21 protein-coding genes and 1 riboswitch are annotated in these 13,540 nt (G+C 63.9%); of the genes, 5 read left to right on the top strand and 16 right to left on the bottom strand.

Annotated elements, in window-relative coordinates; translation table 11 throughout:
* Window positions 1-294 (bottom strand): DinB family protein (locus tag LB552_RS13880; RefSeq protein WP_224606959.1); only part of this gene is annotated, 294 nt, incomplete at its 3' end.
* A gap of 61 nt (window positions 295-355) precedes the next feature.
* On the opposite strand from LB552_RS13880, the gene LB552_RS13885 reads away from it, so the two are divergent.
* Both LB552_RS13885 and LB552_RS13890 read left to right on the top strand, forming a co-directional pair.
* The gene (locus LB552_RS13885; RefSeq protein WP_224606962.1) at window positions 356-1,048 is read left to right on the top strand and encodes a glutathione S-transferase family protein; all 693 of its coding nucleotides are present in this window, start codon (window positions 356-358) and stop codon (window positions 1,046-1,048) included.
* A gap of 24 nt (window positions 1,049-1,072) precedes the next feature.
* Complete coding sequence (locus LB552_RS13890) at window positions 1,073-1,369, top strand: DUF1905 domain-containing protein (RefSeq protein ID WP_224606979.1); 297 nt, start codon at window positions 1,073-1,075, stop codon at window positions 1,367-1,369.
* A 54-nt stretch (window positions 1,370-1,423) separates the two neighbouring features.
* Here the strand turns inward: LB552_RS13890 and LB552_RS13895 are convergent, their stop codons facing one another.
* Window positions 1,424-1,657, bottom strand: a complete 234-nt coding sequence (locus LB552_RS13895; protein WP_224606982.1) for a hypothetical protein — start codon at window positions 1,655-1,657, stop codon at window positions 1,424-1,426.
* A gap of 157 nt (window positions 1,658-1,814) precedes the next feature.
* Here LB552_RS13895 and ndk point away from each other — a divergent pair, with 157 nt between their 5' ends.
* Both ndk and LB552_RS13905 read left to right on the top strand, forming a co-directional pair.
* Window positions 1,815-2,237, top strand: coding sequence for a nucleoside-diphosphate kinase (ndk, locus tag LB552_RS13900; protein ID WP_027165590.1), 423 nt, complete (start codon window positions 1,815-1,817; stop codon window positions 2,235-2,237).
* Between the two features lie 163 nt (window positions 2,238-2,400).
* Window positions 2,401-2,643, top strand: a complete 243-nt coding sequence (locus tag LB552_RS13905) for a hypothetical protein (protein WP_224606985.1) — start codon at window positions 2,401-2,403, stop codon at window positions 2,641-2,643.
* On the opposite strand, the gene LB552_RS13910 is transcribed toward LB552_RS13905, so the two are convergent.
* The 10 genes from LB552_RS13910 to LB552_RS13955 all read right to left on the bottom strand — a co-directional run bounded on the left by LB552_RS13910 (window position 2,625) and on the right by LB552_RS13955 (window position 9,770).
* Window positions 2,625-2,969: a DUF190 domain-containing protein gene (locus tag LB552_RS13910; RefSeq protein WP_224606988.1), complete on the bottom strand. Its 345-nt coding sequence runs from the start codon at window positions 2,967-2,969 to the stop codon at window positions 2,625-2,627. The two genes, LB552_RS13905 and LB552_RS13910, sit on opposite strands and share 19 nt — an antisense overlap.
* Before the next feature lie 32 nt (window positions 2,970-3,001).
* The gene (gene crcB / locus LB552_RS13915; RefSeq protein WP_411966018.1) at window positions 3,002-3,424 is read right to left on the bottom strand and encodes a fluoride efflux transporter CrcB; all 423 of its coding nucleotides are present in this window, start codon (window positions 3,422-3,424) and stop codon (window positions 3,002-3,004) included.
* 18 nt (window positions 3,425-3,442) lie between these two features.
* A complete protein-coding gene (crcB, locus tag LB552_RS13920) occupies window positions 3,443-3,877 on the bottom strand; it encodes a fluoride efflux transporter CrcB (RefSeq protein WP_224606993.1) in 435 nt (144 codons plus the stop codon).
* Window positions 3,878-3,975: 98 nt separating this feature from the next.
* Window positions 3,976-4,037: riboswitch (Fluoride riboswitch) on the bottom strand.
* Window positions 4,038-4,255: 218 nt separating this feature from the next.
* Window positions 4,256-4,525, bottom strand: a complete 270-nt coding sequence (locus LB552_RS13925) for a hypothetical protein (protein WP_095767050.1) — start codon at window positions 4,523-4,525, stop codon at window positions 4,256-4,258.
* A gap of 181 nt (window positions 4,526-4,706) precedes the next feature.
* Window positions 4,707-5,120, bottom strand: coding sequence for a YbaY family lipoprotein (locus LB552_RS13930; protein WP_224607011.1), 414 nt, complete (start codon window positions 5,118-5,120; stop codon window positions 4,707-4,709).
* 135 nt (window positions 5,121-5,255) lie between these two features.
* Window positions 5,256-5,735: a molybdenum cofactor biosynthesis protein MoaE gene (locus LB552_RS13935; RefSeq protein WP_224607014.1), complete on the bottom strand. Its 480-nt coding sequence runs from the start codon at window positions 5,733-5,735 to the stop codon at window positions 5,256-5,258.
* 1 nt (window position 5,736) lies between these two features.
* Window positions 5,737-5,994 (bottom strand): molybdopterin converting factor subunit 1, encoded by a 258-nt coding sequence (gene moaD / locus LB552_RS13940; protein WP_224607031.1) that lies wholly within the window; start codon window positions 5,992-5,994, stop codon window positions 5,737-5,739.
* Between the two features lie 9 nt (window positions 5,995-6,003).
* A complete protein-coding gene (gene pgsA, locus LB552_RS13945; protein WP_095767046.1) occupies window positions 6,004-6,600 on the bottom strand; it encodes a CDP-diacylglycerol--glycerol-3-phosphate 3-phosphatidyltransferase in 597 nt (198 codons plus the stop codon).
* Between the two features lie 318 nt (window positions 6,601-6,918).
* Window positions 6,919-9,009, bottom strand: a complete 2,091-nt coding sequence (gene uvrC / locus LB552_RS13950; protein WP_224607034.1) for an excinuclease ABC subunit UvrC — start codon at window positions 9,007-9,009, stop codon at window positions 6,919-6,921.
* Window positions 9,006-9,770 (bottom strand): SDR family oxidoreductase, encoded by a 765-nt coding sequence (locus LB552_RS13955; RefSeq protein WP_224607036.1) that lies wholly within the window; start codon window positions 9,768-9,770, stop codon window positions 9,006-9,008. The genes uvrC and LB552_RS13955 overlap by 4 nt, the downstream gene beginning before the upstream one ends.
* Before the next feature lie 413 nt (window positions 9,771-10,183).
* On the opposite strand from LB552_RS13955, the gene LB552_RS13960 reads away from it, so the two are divergent.
* Complete coding sequence (locus LB552_RS13960; RefSeq protein WP_224524939.1) at window positions 10,184-10,831, top strand: outer membrane protein; 648 nt, start codon at window positions 10,184-10,186, stop codon at window positions 10,829-10,831.
* Between the two features lie 144 nt (window positions 10,832-10,975).
* On the opposite strand, the gene LB552_RS13965 is transcribed toward LB552_RS13960, so the two are convergent.
* The 4 genes from LB552_RS13965 to LB552_RS13980 form a co-directional block, all read right to left on the bottom strand.
* Window positions 10,976-11,389, bottom strand: coding sequence for a GFA family protein (locus tag LB552_RS13965; protein WP_095767042.1), 414 nt, complete (start codon window positions 11,387-11,389; stop codon window positions 10,976-10,978).
* 86 nt (window positions 11,390-11,475) lie between these two features.
* Window positions 11,476-11,847, bottom strand: coding sequence for a TfoX/Sxy family protein (locus LB552_RS13970; protein WP_224607039.1), 372 nt, complete (start codon window positions 11,845-11,847; stop codon window positions 11,476-11,478).
* A gap of 256 nt (window positions 11,848-12,103) precedes the next feature.
* Window positions 12,104-12,700, bottom strand: coding sequence for a glutathione S-transferase (locus LB552_RS13975; protein WP_224607041.1), 597 nt, complete (start codon window positions 12,698-12,700; stop codon window positions 12,104-12,106).
* A 273-nt stretch (window positions 12,701-12,973) separates the two neighbouring features.
* Window positions 12,974-13,351 carry a hypothetical protein gene (locus tag LB552_RS13980; protein ID WP_181174787.1) on the bottom strand — a complete coding sequence of 126 codons (378 nt, stop codon included), beginning with the start codon at window positions 13,349-13,351 and terminating at the stop codon, window positions 12,974-12,976.
* Window positions 13,352-13,540 lie beyond the last annotated feature (189 nt).

The raw sequence follows: 13,540 nt of genomic DNA on the forward strand, positions 1-13,540 counted from the left end.
CCCGCCCACCCAGTCGACGATCCTCCTGTCCTCGGCCTCGCGCGCCAGCCTCAGGGCCGGCAAGGCGTGGTAGAGCATGGCGGCGGTGTTCGAAGGCGCGTCGCCCTCGCCAGTGAAACGCTTCATCCAGACGCGGTCGACGGCGAGCAGATGGTTGAGCGTGCCGAGCATCGAGCCGAAGACGGCGCCGACGTCGCGACCGAGCTCGTCTTCGGCAAGATCGGCGGCGGCATCGTAGAGACGGCCATTGGCCCATTGATTGTAGGCCGCAAACATCATGAAATGCTGCTTCATTCTTCCCACCCGGCTTGACCCGAATCCGGGCCCTTCGTAACCCGCAGCAACGGACCCGCCAATGACCATTCTGCTCTATGACCTCGTCGGCCATGACGTCGCCCGCCCGTTCAGCCCACATTGCTGGAAGACCAAGATGGCACTGGCGCATAAGGGACTTGCCGCCACCGACGTGCCGACGCGCTTCCTGGAGGTGCCGAAAGTCGAAGGCGGCGTGTCGAAGACGGTGCCGGTGATCCGCGACGGCGAGCGGGTTGTCGCCGATTCCTTCGCCATCGCGCTCTATCTCGACGAAGCCTATCCGGAACGGCCGACGCTGTTTTCCGGCGAAGGCGGCAAGGCGATGGCACGCTTCATCGAGCGCTGGTCGCAGCTCACCATACACCCCTACATCGCGACGGTGGCGCTGACCGATCTGCATGCGATGCAGGACGAACCGAACGCTGCCTATTTCCGCGAGAATCGCGAGCAGCGCTATGGCAAGCGCCTGGAAGACGTCGTGGCCAACCGCAATGCTGGGCTCCCGGCCTTCCGCGCCGCGCTGGAGCCGCTGCGCTCGACCCTCGCCTACCAGCCTTTCATCGGCGGCGGGGCGCCGCTGTTTGCCGATTACATCGTGTTCGGGGCGCTGCAATGGGGCCGCATCGCCTCGCCTTTCCGGTTGCTCGACGACGGCGACAGCATCGCCCGCTGGTTCGAGCGCTGTCTCGACCTGCATGGCGGGATCGGCCGGCAGGTGGCGGCGGCGGCGTGAAGACCGCGAGTGTTGGGGGCTGGCATGTTGCGCTATGAGATGCGGGCCGAGATTTGGGTCTACCCCGGCAAGGGCGGCTGGCATTTCGTGACACTACCGGTGGAGTTCGCGGCACGGATCAAGGCGGCGATGACGGGGCTGGCGCGCCCTTGGGGCTCGCTCGGCATCACGGCGGCGATCGGCAAGACCAGGTGGCAAACATCACTCTTTCCCGACAAGGCGTCCGGCAGCCTTCTGTTGCCGGTCAAGGCCTCGGTGCGCCAGCGCGAAGGTCTCAAGGCAGGGGATTCGCCGACGCTGACCATTGAGGTCGAGCTTTAGATCAGAGCCGACTGAAGCCGACCGGTCAAAATCCCTGTGCAGTGCCATTCGCGTCTACTTTAACGTGTCCTTGTCGCGCGCGTCCCCGTTCGGCGCATTGCCGTCGGCCAGCCTCACGCAGATCGGATCGCCCTGTCCCATGCGCACGCACTGCCATTCCGGGCCGAAGCCGAAATTCTGCTCCGCGCGCTGCGGGAAGAACAGCAGGGCGAAGACAGCCAAGGCAAGAACCACGGCCACTAAGACAATGCCCGCCATGTCGCCGCGACTGAGGTAGGGCCAGTTCATCGCCTCGGCTCCAAGCTGCGTCCAGCGCGTTCGCAGCCGTCCAATTATCCCGCAAAGCGCTCGCCTTGACCAGAAGCCGCCTCCCCTTGGCAAGCCGCCGGGCGGCTTGTATAGAGCCCGCCACTCCAATTTCCATTCCCACAATAAGGACGACCCTATGGCGATCGAACGCACCTTCTCCATGATCAAGCCGGACGCGACCAGGCGCAACCTGACGGGCGCCATCACCAAAATGCTGGAAGACGCCGGCCTGCGCGTCATCGCATCGCGCCGCGTATGGATGAGCCGCCGCGAGGCGGAAGGGTTCTACGCCGTCCACAAGGATCGCCCGTTCTTCGGCGAGCTGGTGGAATTCATGTCGTCGGCGCCGACCATCGTGCAGGTGCTGGAGGGCGAGAACGCCATCGCCAAGAACCGCGAAGTGATGGGCGCCACCAATCCGGCGAACGCCGCCGAGGGCACCATCCGCAAGGTCCATGCACTGTCGATCGGCGAGAATTCGGTGCATGGCTCGGACGCGCCCGAAACCGCCGCGCAGGAGATCAAGTATTGGTTCTCGGACACTGAGATCGTCGGCTGAGGCGCAAGCTCGAGTTTCACGGAACGGCCCGCTCCAGCGGGCCGTTTTTGTTTGAAACGGGTGGTCACATCCGCCGCCTGCCCTAGGTTCAGCGAAATTGGCAAAAGTAGCGCTGAGCGTCGGCGGCTGTGAGCCGCGCTTCCGCCGAACCGAGGAGGGAGGCATGATCAAGCCTCATGTTTCTGAAAGTGGCCTTGCCTATCCGGACGATCTTGTCCTGTTGAAGCGTATCTATGACGAGGTCTGCGAGGAGCGCGGCATCGTCTTAGGCAGTCCCGAGGCGTCGGACCTGGCGATAGAGGCGATGAGACTGTTTTCCGCCGGTGTCTTCGATGAAGTGGCCATCGGCCGCCGTCTCCGAAGCGGTGACGTGGAGAGCCGGGGAGTTCAGTCCCCGTCGCCGTAGCGGATGACTTCCACCTTCTCCCGGGTGATCAGGCAGCTCTTCGTCCTGGTCAGTGCCTTGATCTCGGGGATCAGCGCCTCGATCTTCTCCGGCGCGTCGACGATCTCGACGACGATGGGCAGATCCTGCGACAGGCGCAGAATCTTGGCGGTGTGGAGCACGCTGGAGCGGCCGAAGCCGAGTGGCCCCCTCAGCACCGTGGCGCCGGCCATGCCGGTCTCGCGCGCCTTGATCACGATCGCTTCATGCAGCGGCTTGCCGTCGGCCGCCCTGTCGTCCTCGCCGAAGAATATCCTGAGCAGCGCGCATTGCGCGGGAAGTTCCATGTTCTCTTCTCCCTGATCACCTGTGTGGCCCATCACCTGTTGGCCGACTGCCTGTCGACCGGCAGGCGGTTGAGCCTGGACGCCATGAGATAGCCCAGCCACGCGGCGGCGAGCGACAGGCCGACCACACTGATGAGATAGGTCGCGGCCAGCGGCAAGTCGCCCTTGAACAGCAGAGTGAAGGTATCGAGGCTCATCGCTGAAAAGGTGGTGAGGCCGCCGCAGAAGCCCGCCATGACGAAATTGCGACTGGCGGGACCGACCATCATGCGGCCGTCCGGCCCGGTGAGCGTGGCGAAAACCACGATGATCCACGAGCCGACGACATTGACGAAAGCGGTCGACCACAGCGCGTTCAGGCCGAGCAGCGAGACGATGACATAGCCCGACAGGAAGCGGGCCAGGGAGCCGGTCGCCGCGCCGCAGCCGACCGCCAGATAAAGTCGCATTGCCATCTGTCTGTCCACCATCGCTCAGCCCATAGCCCCGGTGGTTGAGCCAACCACCCAGGTGGCTGACTCAGCCACCCAGACCACCGCCCAAAAGCCGAGCGCGACGAACAGCACGCACAGCACCGACGAAGCGACGACGTTGAAGGCGGCGAGCCGCCCCTCACCGTCGACCGCGAGGTTGACCGTCTGCAGGCAGAAGGACGATACCGTGGTGTAGCCGCCGAACAGGCCGACGACGATCAGGTCGCGCACGAGATCGCTGGCGAAGACGCCGCCGACCGAGCGTGCCGCGCCGGCGAAGGCGCCGATGGCCAGGGCGCCGGAAACATTGACCAACAACGTGCCCCAGGGAAAGGTCTCGCCGATGGAACGGCCGACCACGCCGGAGAGGAAAAAGCGGGAAATGCCGCCGAAGAAACCGCCGATCAGGACCAGGGCGCAAGCCGCAAGGGTCATCGCTTCAATGCCTTTCCAAACGCGATCCCAAACCGGAATCACCTCACAAGAACAGGCACGAAGCGGAGCGGAAAAACAAATCCTGCCGCGCGAGAGCACGCCTGGCAGGAGTCATCAGCCCATAAGGGCGGTTTCGGGGAACCCCATCCCCATTTCGAGGGAACCTAGGCGGTTGCAACAGCGCGGTCAATTACGACGTGCTGAATGACGGACAGAACCGTCGAGACGGTCAGGCCAGCCGGAGCATGATCCCGAAAAGCGTGGAGCGGTTTTCGGACGACATCATGCTCTGTTGTTTTCGACGCAATTCCGGACCGAAAACCGTGCCCACTTTTCCTGGAATTGCTCTTAAACCCGCCGGCCCCCGGCCGGCAGACGTCATTTGGCTTGACGGTCTTTCACATTCGCATGGGCGTTCGCTGCCTCGGTATCGGTAGACGGCGTCTTCGTCTCCTCACCGGTGAACGGACTGCCCTGTCCAGGCGCAAGGTCGCCGCTGTGGCCGGCCTTGTTGGTCTGGAACGGCTGGCTGTCAGGGCTGAGGCCATGCTGCTCGGCATTGAACAGATGGTCGTCCGCCCGAGCAACGCCGGCAAAGGCAATCAGCGATACACCCGCGGCTGCGAGGATGAGCGTGCGCTTTTTCATGTCTGGTCTCCTTTGAGTGGCCAGATCGAGCCCGCGCATTCGGTCTGGCGGCTTAAGTGAAGGGACATTGTCCCTTTGCCTGCCCGCCATCTGCATAGGTGAACGCCCGGCGTTGCCGGTTTATTCCGGAGAAAACGGTGTCCAGGCACAAAAGTTGCGCGGTCGGGCTCGGCGCGCGACGTCAGCGCGCCATTTTCAGCAGAACCGTCTGAGGCTTGCCCGCCAGCGGATCGACCTGATGACTTGCACCGGTAACGAACATCAGCCGTTCGCCAACAGTGATGCGCGCCTGCAGCGTATAGGTCCGGCCGCTCTGGATCGCCTTGCGATCGAAACCGATGTCGAACCTGATCGGCACTTGGCCGGTGGGCGCTATCCTGCGCCTAGCGACCACGGTTGCCGGCGCGTCGGCCAGCGAAACATCGGCGAGCTCCACCACGAGCACGGCGTCGGGCGGCAGCGCGATGCGCTCGCGGTAGGTCACCTCGCCCGCGATTGTCATTTCGCCGGCGTTGGTCGCTTCCGGCACGGCGAGCGCACCGACGACCAATGGCACCAGCCCGAAAATGAAGAATTCCGCGATGCGGTCCAGCATGAGATTGCTCCCGCCAAGCAAATCAAACCACCCGGCAGGCTGGGGAAGGATTGCGGTCGTTCGATGACCGAACGGGAGTTTGTTCTGATGCATGTCGTTGCCCCAGAACCGCTGCACAGTTCTGGGCGACATGCATTATTCGTCCTGTTTCTTCCAACGCTCCGCAGCTTGATCGTCGGCTTCCTTGGCCTCAACCCAGCCGCCCTCGGAGCCGTCGGCGCGGTATTCCTTCTTCCAGAAGGGCGCACGCGACTTCAGGTAGTCCATCAGGAAATTCGCCGCCTCGAAGGCCGCCTGCCGGTGCGGTGAGGCCGCGACCACCAGCACGATATTCTCGCCCGGCGCTATCTTGCCGTGGCGGTGGATGACGGTGAGCCCCTGCAGCGGCCAGCGCCCGGCGGCCTCGGCGGCGATGCGGCCGATCTCGGCCTCCGCCATGCCGGGATAGTGCTCGAGTTCGAGCGCCGAGAGCGCGCCCTGCTCGTCACGGCAAAGGCCGGAAAAAGTGACCACGGCGCCGATATCGGTCCGGCCTTTGGTCAGGTCGGCGATCTCGGCGGCGACGTCGATGTCCTCGCGCTGGATGCGGATGCCGGGCACGACCGCGCCGGCCATGTCAGCCCCCGGTCATCGGCGGAAACAGGGCGATCTCGCGCGCGCCTTCGATCTTCTCGCGATGGCCGACATGCTCCTGGTTGATGGCGACGCGGATGACGTCAGGGTATTGCAGCGCGTTCTCATACTCCTCGCCGCGCGACTTCAGCCAGCGCAGCAGATCGGCGACCGTCTCGATGCCGGCAGGCAAGTCGATGTCCTCTTCCGGCTTGCCGATCCGCTCGCGCACCCAGGCGAAATAGATGAGTTTCGTCGACATCCGCGCTTCCTACTCGTCCATGATGTGCTTGAGGCCGGCGCGGAAATAGTCGTAGCCGGTGTAGAGCGTGACAAGTGCCGCGACCCACAGCAGCACGAGGCCGATCTGCGTGGTCAGCGGAAAGATCTTGTCGCCGGCCGGGCCGACCAGCAGGAAGGCGATGGCGACCATCTGTATGGTGGTCTTCCATTTGGCGAGCTGGGTCACCGGCACCGACACCTTCAAGGCGGCCAGATATTCGCGCAGGCCCGAAACCAGGATCTCGCGGCACAGGATGATGATTGCCGCCCATAGCGACCAGCCGGCGATGCCGCCATGGCGGTCGGTGTCGGCGGCAAGCAGGAGCAGGCAGGTGGCGACCAGCAATTTGTCGGCGATCGGGTCGAGCATCTTGCCGATGTTGGAGGTCTGCTGCCAGGCGCGCGCGAAATAGCCGTCAAAGTAATCGGTGATCGAGGCAAGCAGGAAAATGACCAGCGCCGACCAGCGGGCGAAGTCGGACGACTTCAGGTGGCCTTCAAGAAAAAAGCACAGCACGACCAGCGGCACCGCGATGATGCGGGCATAGGTAAGGATGTTCGGCAGGTTGAACGCGCGCTGTGCCATGTCGTCTCGGGAAATCTCCACCGCCAGACGTACTCAAATCAGAAGCCAATGTAGGGGGTCAACAGCCGAGATTCGATTGACCAGGGAAAAATGGCGCGAAGGTCGGCGTGAAGCACCTCTCTCGACTTGCGCTATTTCTGTTTCGGAGGCGGAGGATTGCGGCTTCGAAGTCGGCCTTTACTTGAAACGTCGGGGATTGGGCGAAGCCCAGGCACTTCGTCATCCACGGGCGGAGCGGGAGCGAAGCGGACGCTCCATGGTATGGCACCCCTCGCCACACCGACGCCTTGGTCAACCTTCCATGCTCGCGACCAGCCCTCAGCTCTCGTGGAAGTGATTGTAGACCAGCTTCGCCACGTGCTCGGAAATGCCGTCGACCTTGACAAGGTCCTCGACCGCGGCGCGGCTGACTGCCTTGGCGGTGCCGAAGGCGTGGAGCAGCGCGCGCTTGCGGCCGGGACCGATGCCGGCGATCTCGTCGAGCGGGCTTTTGACCATCTCCTTCTTGCGGCGGGCGCGGTGGGAGCCGATGGCGAAACGGTGCACCTCGTCGCGCAGGCGTTGGACGAAATAGAGCACCGGATCGCGCACCGGCAGCATGAAAGAGTCCCTGCCCTTGACGAAGAAGCGCTCGCGGCCGGCGTCGCGGTCCGGGCCCTTGGCGATACCGATGGCCACCACCCTGTCCTCGACGCCGAGATCGGCAAGAATCTGGCGCACGGCCGTCATCTGGCCCTGGCCGCCGTCGATCAGGATGACATCCGGCCAGGCCGGGAAGCCGCCATTGCCGGCGACCAGATCCTCCTCGCCGGCTTCGTCCTCGACGGCCGAGCCGGGCTGGACGTCCCCATGCTCCTTGAGCAGCCGCGAAAAGCGCCGCTGCATCACTTCGCGCATCATGCCGAAATCGTCGCCCGGCGTGATCTCGGTGGAGCGGATGTTGAATTTCCGGTACTGGTTCTTGACGAAACCTTCCGGTCCGGCGACGACCATGGCGCCGACCGCGTTGGTGCCCATGATGTGCGAGTTGTCGTAGACCTCGATGCGCACCGGCGGCTTTGCCAGGCCGAAGGTCTCGGCGAAGCCGGCGAGCAGCCGCGCCTGCGTCGAGGTCTCGGCCAACCTGCGGCCAAGCGCCTCGCGCGCGTTCTGCAGCGCGTGGTCTGTCAGTTCCTTCTTCTCGCCGCGCTGCGGCACAGAGATGGATATCTTGCGGCCGGCATGTGTGGAGAGCGCCTCGGCGAGCAGTTCCTGTTCCTGCGCGGCCTGGGAAAGCAGCAGCGTGCGCGCCGGCAGCTTGTCGTCATAGAATTGCGCCAGGAACGAGCCCAGCACCTCCGCCGGCTCCAGCGCCGGATCGGCCTTGGGGAAATAGGCGCGGTTGCCCCAGTTCTGACCGGTGCGGAAGAAGAATACCTGGATACAGGTCTGGCCGCCCTCCTGGTGGATGGCGAAGACGTCGGCTTCCTCGACCGTCTGCGGGTTGATGCCCTGATGTGCCTGCACATGCGAGAGCGCCGCAAGCCGGTCGCGGTAGATGGCGGCGCGCTCGAAATCGAGCTCTTCGGAGGCCTGCTGCATGGCGGCCGAGATTTCGGTCTTCACCTTCTGGCTGCGGCCGGAGAGAAAGTCCTTGGCCTCGGCGACCAGCTCGGCATAGCCCTGATGCGAGATCTCGCCGGTGCAGGGCCCGGCGCAGCGCTTGATCTGATAGAGCAGGCACGGCCTTGTGCGGTTCTCGTAGAAAGAGTTGGTGCAGCTTCGAAGCAGGAAGGCGCGCTGCAGCGAATTGATGGTGCGCCCGACGGCGCCGGCGGAAGCGAAGGGGCCGAAATAGTCGCCTTTTCGCGAGCGCGCGCCGCGATGCTTGTAGATGCCGGGCGAGACATGGTCGCCGGTGAGCAGGATATAGGGGAAGGACTTGTCGTCCCGCATCAGCACGTTGAAACGGGGCCGCAGCCGCTTGATGAGGTTGGCCTCGAGCAGCAGGGCCTCGATCTCGGTGCGGGTGACGACGAATTCCATCGTCGCCGTCTCGCGCACCATGCGGCCGATGCGGGCGGTGTGGAAGCGCCCCTGCGCGTAATTGGTGACGCGCTTCTTCAGGCTGCGCGCCTTGCCTACATAGAGAACGTCGCCGGCGGCGTTCATCATGCGATAGACGCCGGGCTGGTTGGGCAGCCGCTTGACCAGGGTCTGGATCACCTCTGCGCCGACCATCCCATCTGCGTCGCCGGCATGCGGCGTCCAGTCGATGGCCGTGAAGGCGACCTCGGGGCCGGACGGCAAAGGCTCGGCCTCGACGATCTGCTCCGCCGCCTCGTCCTCAACGTCCATCTCGGGGTCGATATCGGGCGGCAGATCGTCGGCGGCGCCGTTTCGTTTGTCTCTTTGGGCTACGGGACTCATTCCACCATGCCTGTCACATCGGGCGTCTGCCACGCAAGATGCTGCCCGCCATCAAGCGCGATCATCTGGCCGGTCACCGAGCGTGCCTGCCACAGATAGCGGATCGTGGCGCCGAATTCGGGCAATTGCGGGCCGCGCTTCAGGATCAGGCCCTCGACCTGTTTGCCGAAATCATCGTCATCCTGGCGCTTGTTCTTCAGTGTCGGGCCGGGGCCTATGGCGTTGACGCGGATGCGCGGTCCGAGCGCCTGTGCAAGCATTTGCGTTTGCGTCCACAGCGCTGATTTCGACAGCGCATAGGAGAAATAGCGCGGCGTCGGCCGCCAGACGCGCTGGTCGATGATGTTGACGATCAGCCCCTCCTCGCCTTGCGGCAGCGCGCGTGCAAAGGTCTGCGCCAAAAGCGCCGGCGCCTTCACATGGATGGCGAAGTGGCGATCCCAGGCCTCCCAGTCGAAATCCTCGACGCGATCGTCGACGAACAAGGAAGCGTTGTTGACCAGCAGCGTGACGGGTCCGAGCGCCGCCTGCGCGCGACCGACAAGATCACCCACGGCATCCATGTCGGTGAGATCGGCGGCGACAACGGCGGCGCGGCCGCCACCGGCCACGATCTTCTTCGCCAGCGCCTCGGCCTCGTCGCCGGAGCGATTGGCGTGGATGGCGACCGCAAAGCCATTGGCGGCCAGATCCTCGACGATCGCCTTGCCGATCCGCCTTGCTCCACCCGTCACCAGCGCGACGGTCGTGGCTTGTCTCATGGTGTCAATCCTCAATCGGCTTCACGATTCCGGGAAGCCGGCACAATGTGACGGGCCAAGCGTTAAATGCCATTTCCACCTGGGGCAGGAATGTGGCGAAGCGGCCCGGACGCGCCTCCGCCCCATCGGATTCGGGGCGCCGTTCCCGGCAATATATGTCGCCGGACCCCTTGAACCAAGCGGTCTGCGGCGCAACATGATTAGCCTGCTGACATTCGCTGTTGCGAAGATGCAACGTCAACTTTCGGCCTTATTCGCGCCGGGGAATGACCCAAGTTCAGGTTCGCTTCAGCCGCATTTCAGCACGACATTCGGAACCGTTGAGCGCCAAGCCCGTTTATCCCCCCGGACGGGCCGGGGCGTTTCTTGAACAAAAAAGCCTAAGTGTCTTGTGGCTTAAGGAGAGTATAACAATGAAGACCAATCTCAAATTCGCGCCGCTTGCCGCTGCGCTCGGGCTGTTCGCCTTTGCTGGCACCGCCTTTGCGGCTGACGTCGTTTCCGAAGAGCCGCCGGCTCCCGCCCCGGTTGCGGAGCTTCCGGTCGCTTCCTGGGCCGGCCCCTATGCCGGTATCAGCCTGGGCTACGGCTTCGGCGGGCACGCCGACTTCCGCTCCGGCGGTCCGGATGTCAAGACCAAGGGCTTCGTCGGCGGCGTGTTCGGCGGCTACAACTGGCAGCAGGATAACTTCGTCTACGGTGCTGAAGCCGATCTCGGCTATAACGGCGTCAAGGGCGATAGCGCCGGCATCCGCGCCAAGGGCGGTGTCGACGGTTCGCTGCGCGCCCGCCTCGGCTATGCAGTGACCCCGGAAATCCTGCTCTATGGCACTGGCGGTCTCGCTGCCAAGAACCAGAAGGTGGAAGCTCCCGGAGTTAGCGACAGCAAGGCCATGCTCGGCTGGACGGCCGGCGTCGGCACCGACATCAAGATCACGGACAACGTGTTCGGTCGCGTCGAGTACCGCTACACCGACTACGGCGACAAGGACTTTGACGGCTTCGGCAACGTCAAGTCGAAGGACAACCGCGTCACCTTCGGCGTCGGTATGAAGTTCTAAGTCGTAGAAGCCACGACACGAAAAAGCCGGGCCTTGAGCCCGGCTTTTTTTGTGTTTGTAATCCTGTCCTTCTGCCCTTGCCGGTTTCGAGAACCTTGTACGAGCAGGCAACGAACTGCACGCGAGCCGTATATCGCCCTGACTTCAGGGAGTCGGCGTCGACGGCGCCTGCTGGAAATCCTCATGGACTGGAATCGACTGCAGCCGGTCGAGCCATTTTGCTCTTGAGCGCATCATGACTTGCGCATCCGCACGGTACTCGCCCGGGTCGTCCAGCGTGGCGGCGTGGACATGGATCTCGGCAGGCCATCGGTCGGAGCGGAAGTAGAGCCTCGCGCCGCAGGACGGGCAGAAACCGCGAAAAGTATTCGGGCTGCTTTCATAGTGCCTGATGTCGCCACTCCAGCTCAGCTTGTCCGGCCTCATTCCCAGAAAGGCCGTGAAGGGGGCGGATGTCGCCCGCTGACAATCGGTACAGTGACAGACCAGGTTGCGCGTGATCTCGCCTGAATAGGTCCAGGCCACAGCACCGCACATGCAATGCCCATTGAGTGCCATTGCTTCCTCCCCTGGCCGTTCGTTCCTCGAGGCCAGCTCAACAACACTGACCCATCGCGGTCCGCAAGGCCGATGCGACGAGCGGCTTACGCGCGTTTCTTTGCGACCTTGGCGGGTTTCGGCGGCAAAGTTTCGACGAATGCCAGCGCAAGGCCGAGCCAGCCACGGAGATCCGCCTCCGTGGCTGTGCCTTCCGGCGCGACATGGACATACCCTTCCATCGAGCGCCCGCCCATTTCCATCGGGCTTGCATGGGGCCGTGCGACTGCGGCCGCATGCGCGGCCTTGCCGACACGCACTAGCAAGCCGCGCTTCGACGTGCCAATCAGCATGTTGCCGTCGATCATGAAGCAGGTGCCGCCGAACATTTTCTGCTCGGTGAAGGCGCGCCGGCCGAGCGCCGCGCGCAGACGCTCGACCATAGGGTCGGGCGCGAGGCTGGTTGAGGGCTTTGCCATGTCATCACTCCGACTTGGGCGGTGTCAGGCAAGCATGGAAGAGAATGGGATTCAAGGTGGTCTTCCCCTTCTCCCGTTGTGGGAGAAGGTGGCCGAGCGAAGCTCGGACGGATGAGGGGTGCTCCAGCTTGACGCATTCATCAGCGATGGACGGCACCGGGTTCGCCAGAGTCCCACTCCGTCCAACACCCCTCATTCGTCTCGGCGCTGCGCGCCGATCCACCTTCTCCCACAAGGGGAGAAGGAGGCGCCGCCGTCACCCCGGCACGCTGCCCTTCAGCTCCGGAAACTTCTCATCAAACCTCGCGGCCCAGCGCACGAGCCGGCTGCGGCCCTTCTCCCATTGGCCGGAAAAGCGCAGCGCCAGATAGCCGAGGCAGGCGCGCAGCGCCATATGGCCGGCGGTGATCTTCTTCGGCAGCTTCGGCGGGTTGGCGTTGATGAGGTCGAGCGCGGCGGTGATCTTCGCCCACTGGCGATCGAGCCAAGGCTGGTGGACCATCGCTTCCGGACGCGTGCGCCGTTCGTAGACCATCGACAGCGCGCAGTCGCAGATGCCGTCGGCCAGCGCCTCGAGAACTTCCGCTTCGAGCCGCTTGTCGGGATTGCGGGGGAACAGCGCATTCTTCGACAGCCGATTGAGATGTTGCGTGATGGCGCGGCTGTCATGGACCGACCGGCCGTCCTCCAGCACCAGCACCGGGATCTTGCCGAGCGGATTGGCCGAGATCAGCTCGGCCGGCTTGTCCTCCGTCTTGACCGGCACGAGATCGATGGCGATCCCGGCATGGAGGGCCGCCATGCGGACCTTCGAACTATAAGGAGACGTGGGCGCGTAAAGCAGCTTCGGCATGATCGGCTTTCCAGTTTGTCTGCGGCACTGTTGACCGAATGGGTCTCCAGGGCAACGGCCCAGCAAGGCCGATCCAGCTTGGCCAATACATTTTTGACGCCCGGGCGCGGCAACAAAAAAAGCTCCCGGAAGTTTTGCCTGGCAGCAAAATTACCGAGAGCTTTAGGAGGAGCGTGCGCTCCGACTCCGCTCGCCGTGACACCGAATTGGCGAGAGGGGTGCCTGAGTGGCACCCGCCCTCACCTGTTGCGGTTCGCGAGCGAAGCTACGCGATTACTTCTTGGCGGCCGGCTTCTTGGCCGGAGCTGCCTTCTTCACGGCTGCCGGTGCCTTGGCGGCGGCGGCCTTCATCGGAGCCTTGGCGGCGGGCTTGGCCGCGGCCTTCGCTGCCGGCTTCTTGGCGGCGGGCTTGGCCGCCGGCTTTGCCGCTGCCTTGACGGCGGGCTTGGCCGCAGCCTTCGCTGCCGGCTTCTTGGCGGCGGGCTTGGCCGCAGCCTTCGCTGCCGGCTTCGCTGCTGCCTTGGCCGGGGCCTTGGCGGCTGCCTTCGGTGCGGCTGCCTTCTTCACTGCTGCAGGTTTCGCGGCAGCCTTAGCTGCCGGCTTCTTTGCCGGCGCTTTCGCCGCCGGCGCCTTGGTTGTCGTCTTTGCCATGCGATGCCCCTTGCGTTTTGCCAATGGTCGTGAGTGACCCGGCGTGTCTATGCATATCTGACTCGCGACTGTCTAGCCAGCGAAGCAACACAATGATTTTCAGTTATTGAATTTTGGTTACACGAAACGCTTTAAGATGCATCTCATGGAAAAATTGTGAGCGAATCTGTCACTTTCGAAGTGACGGCC

Source organism: Mesorhizobium sp. CA7 (assembly GCF_020165015.1).
Lineage (GTDB): Bacteria > Pseudomonadota > Alphaproteobacteria > Rhizobiales > Rhizobiaceae > Mesorhizobium.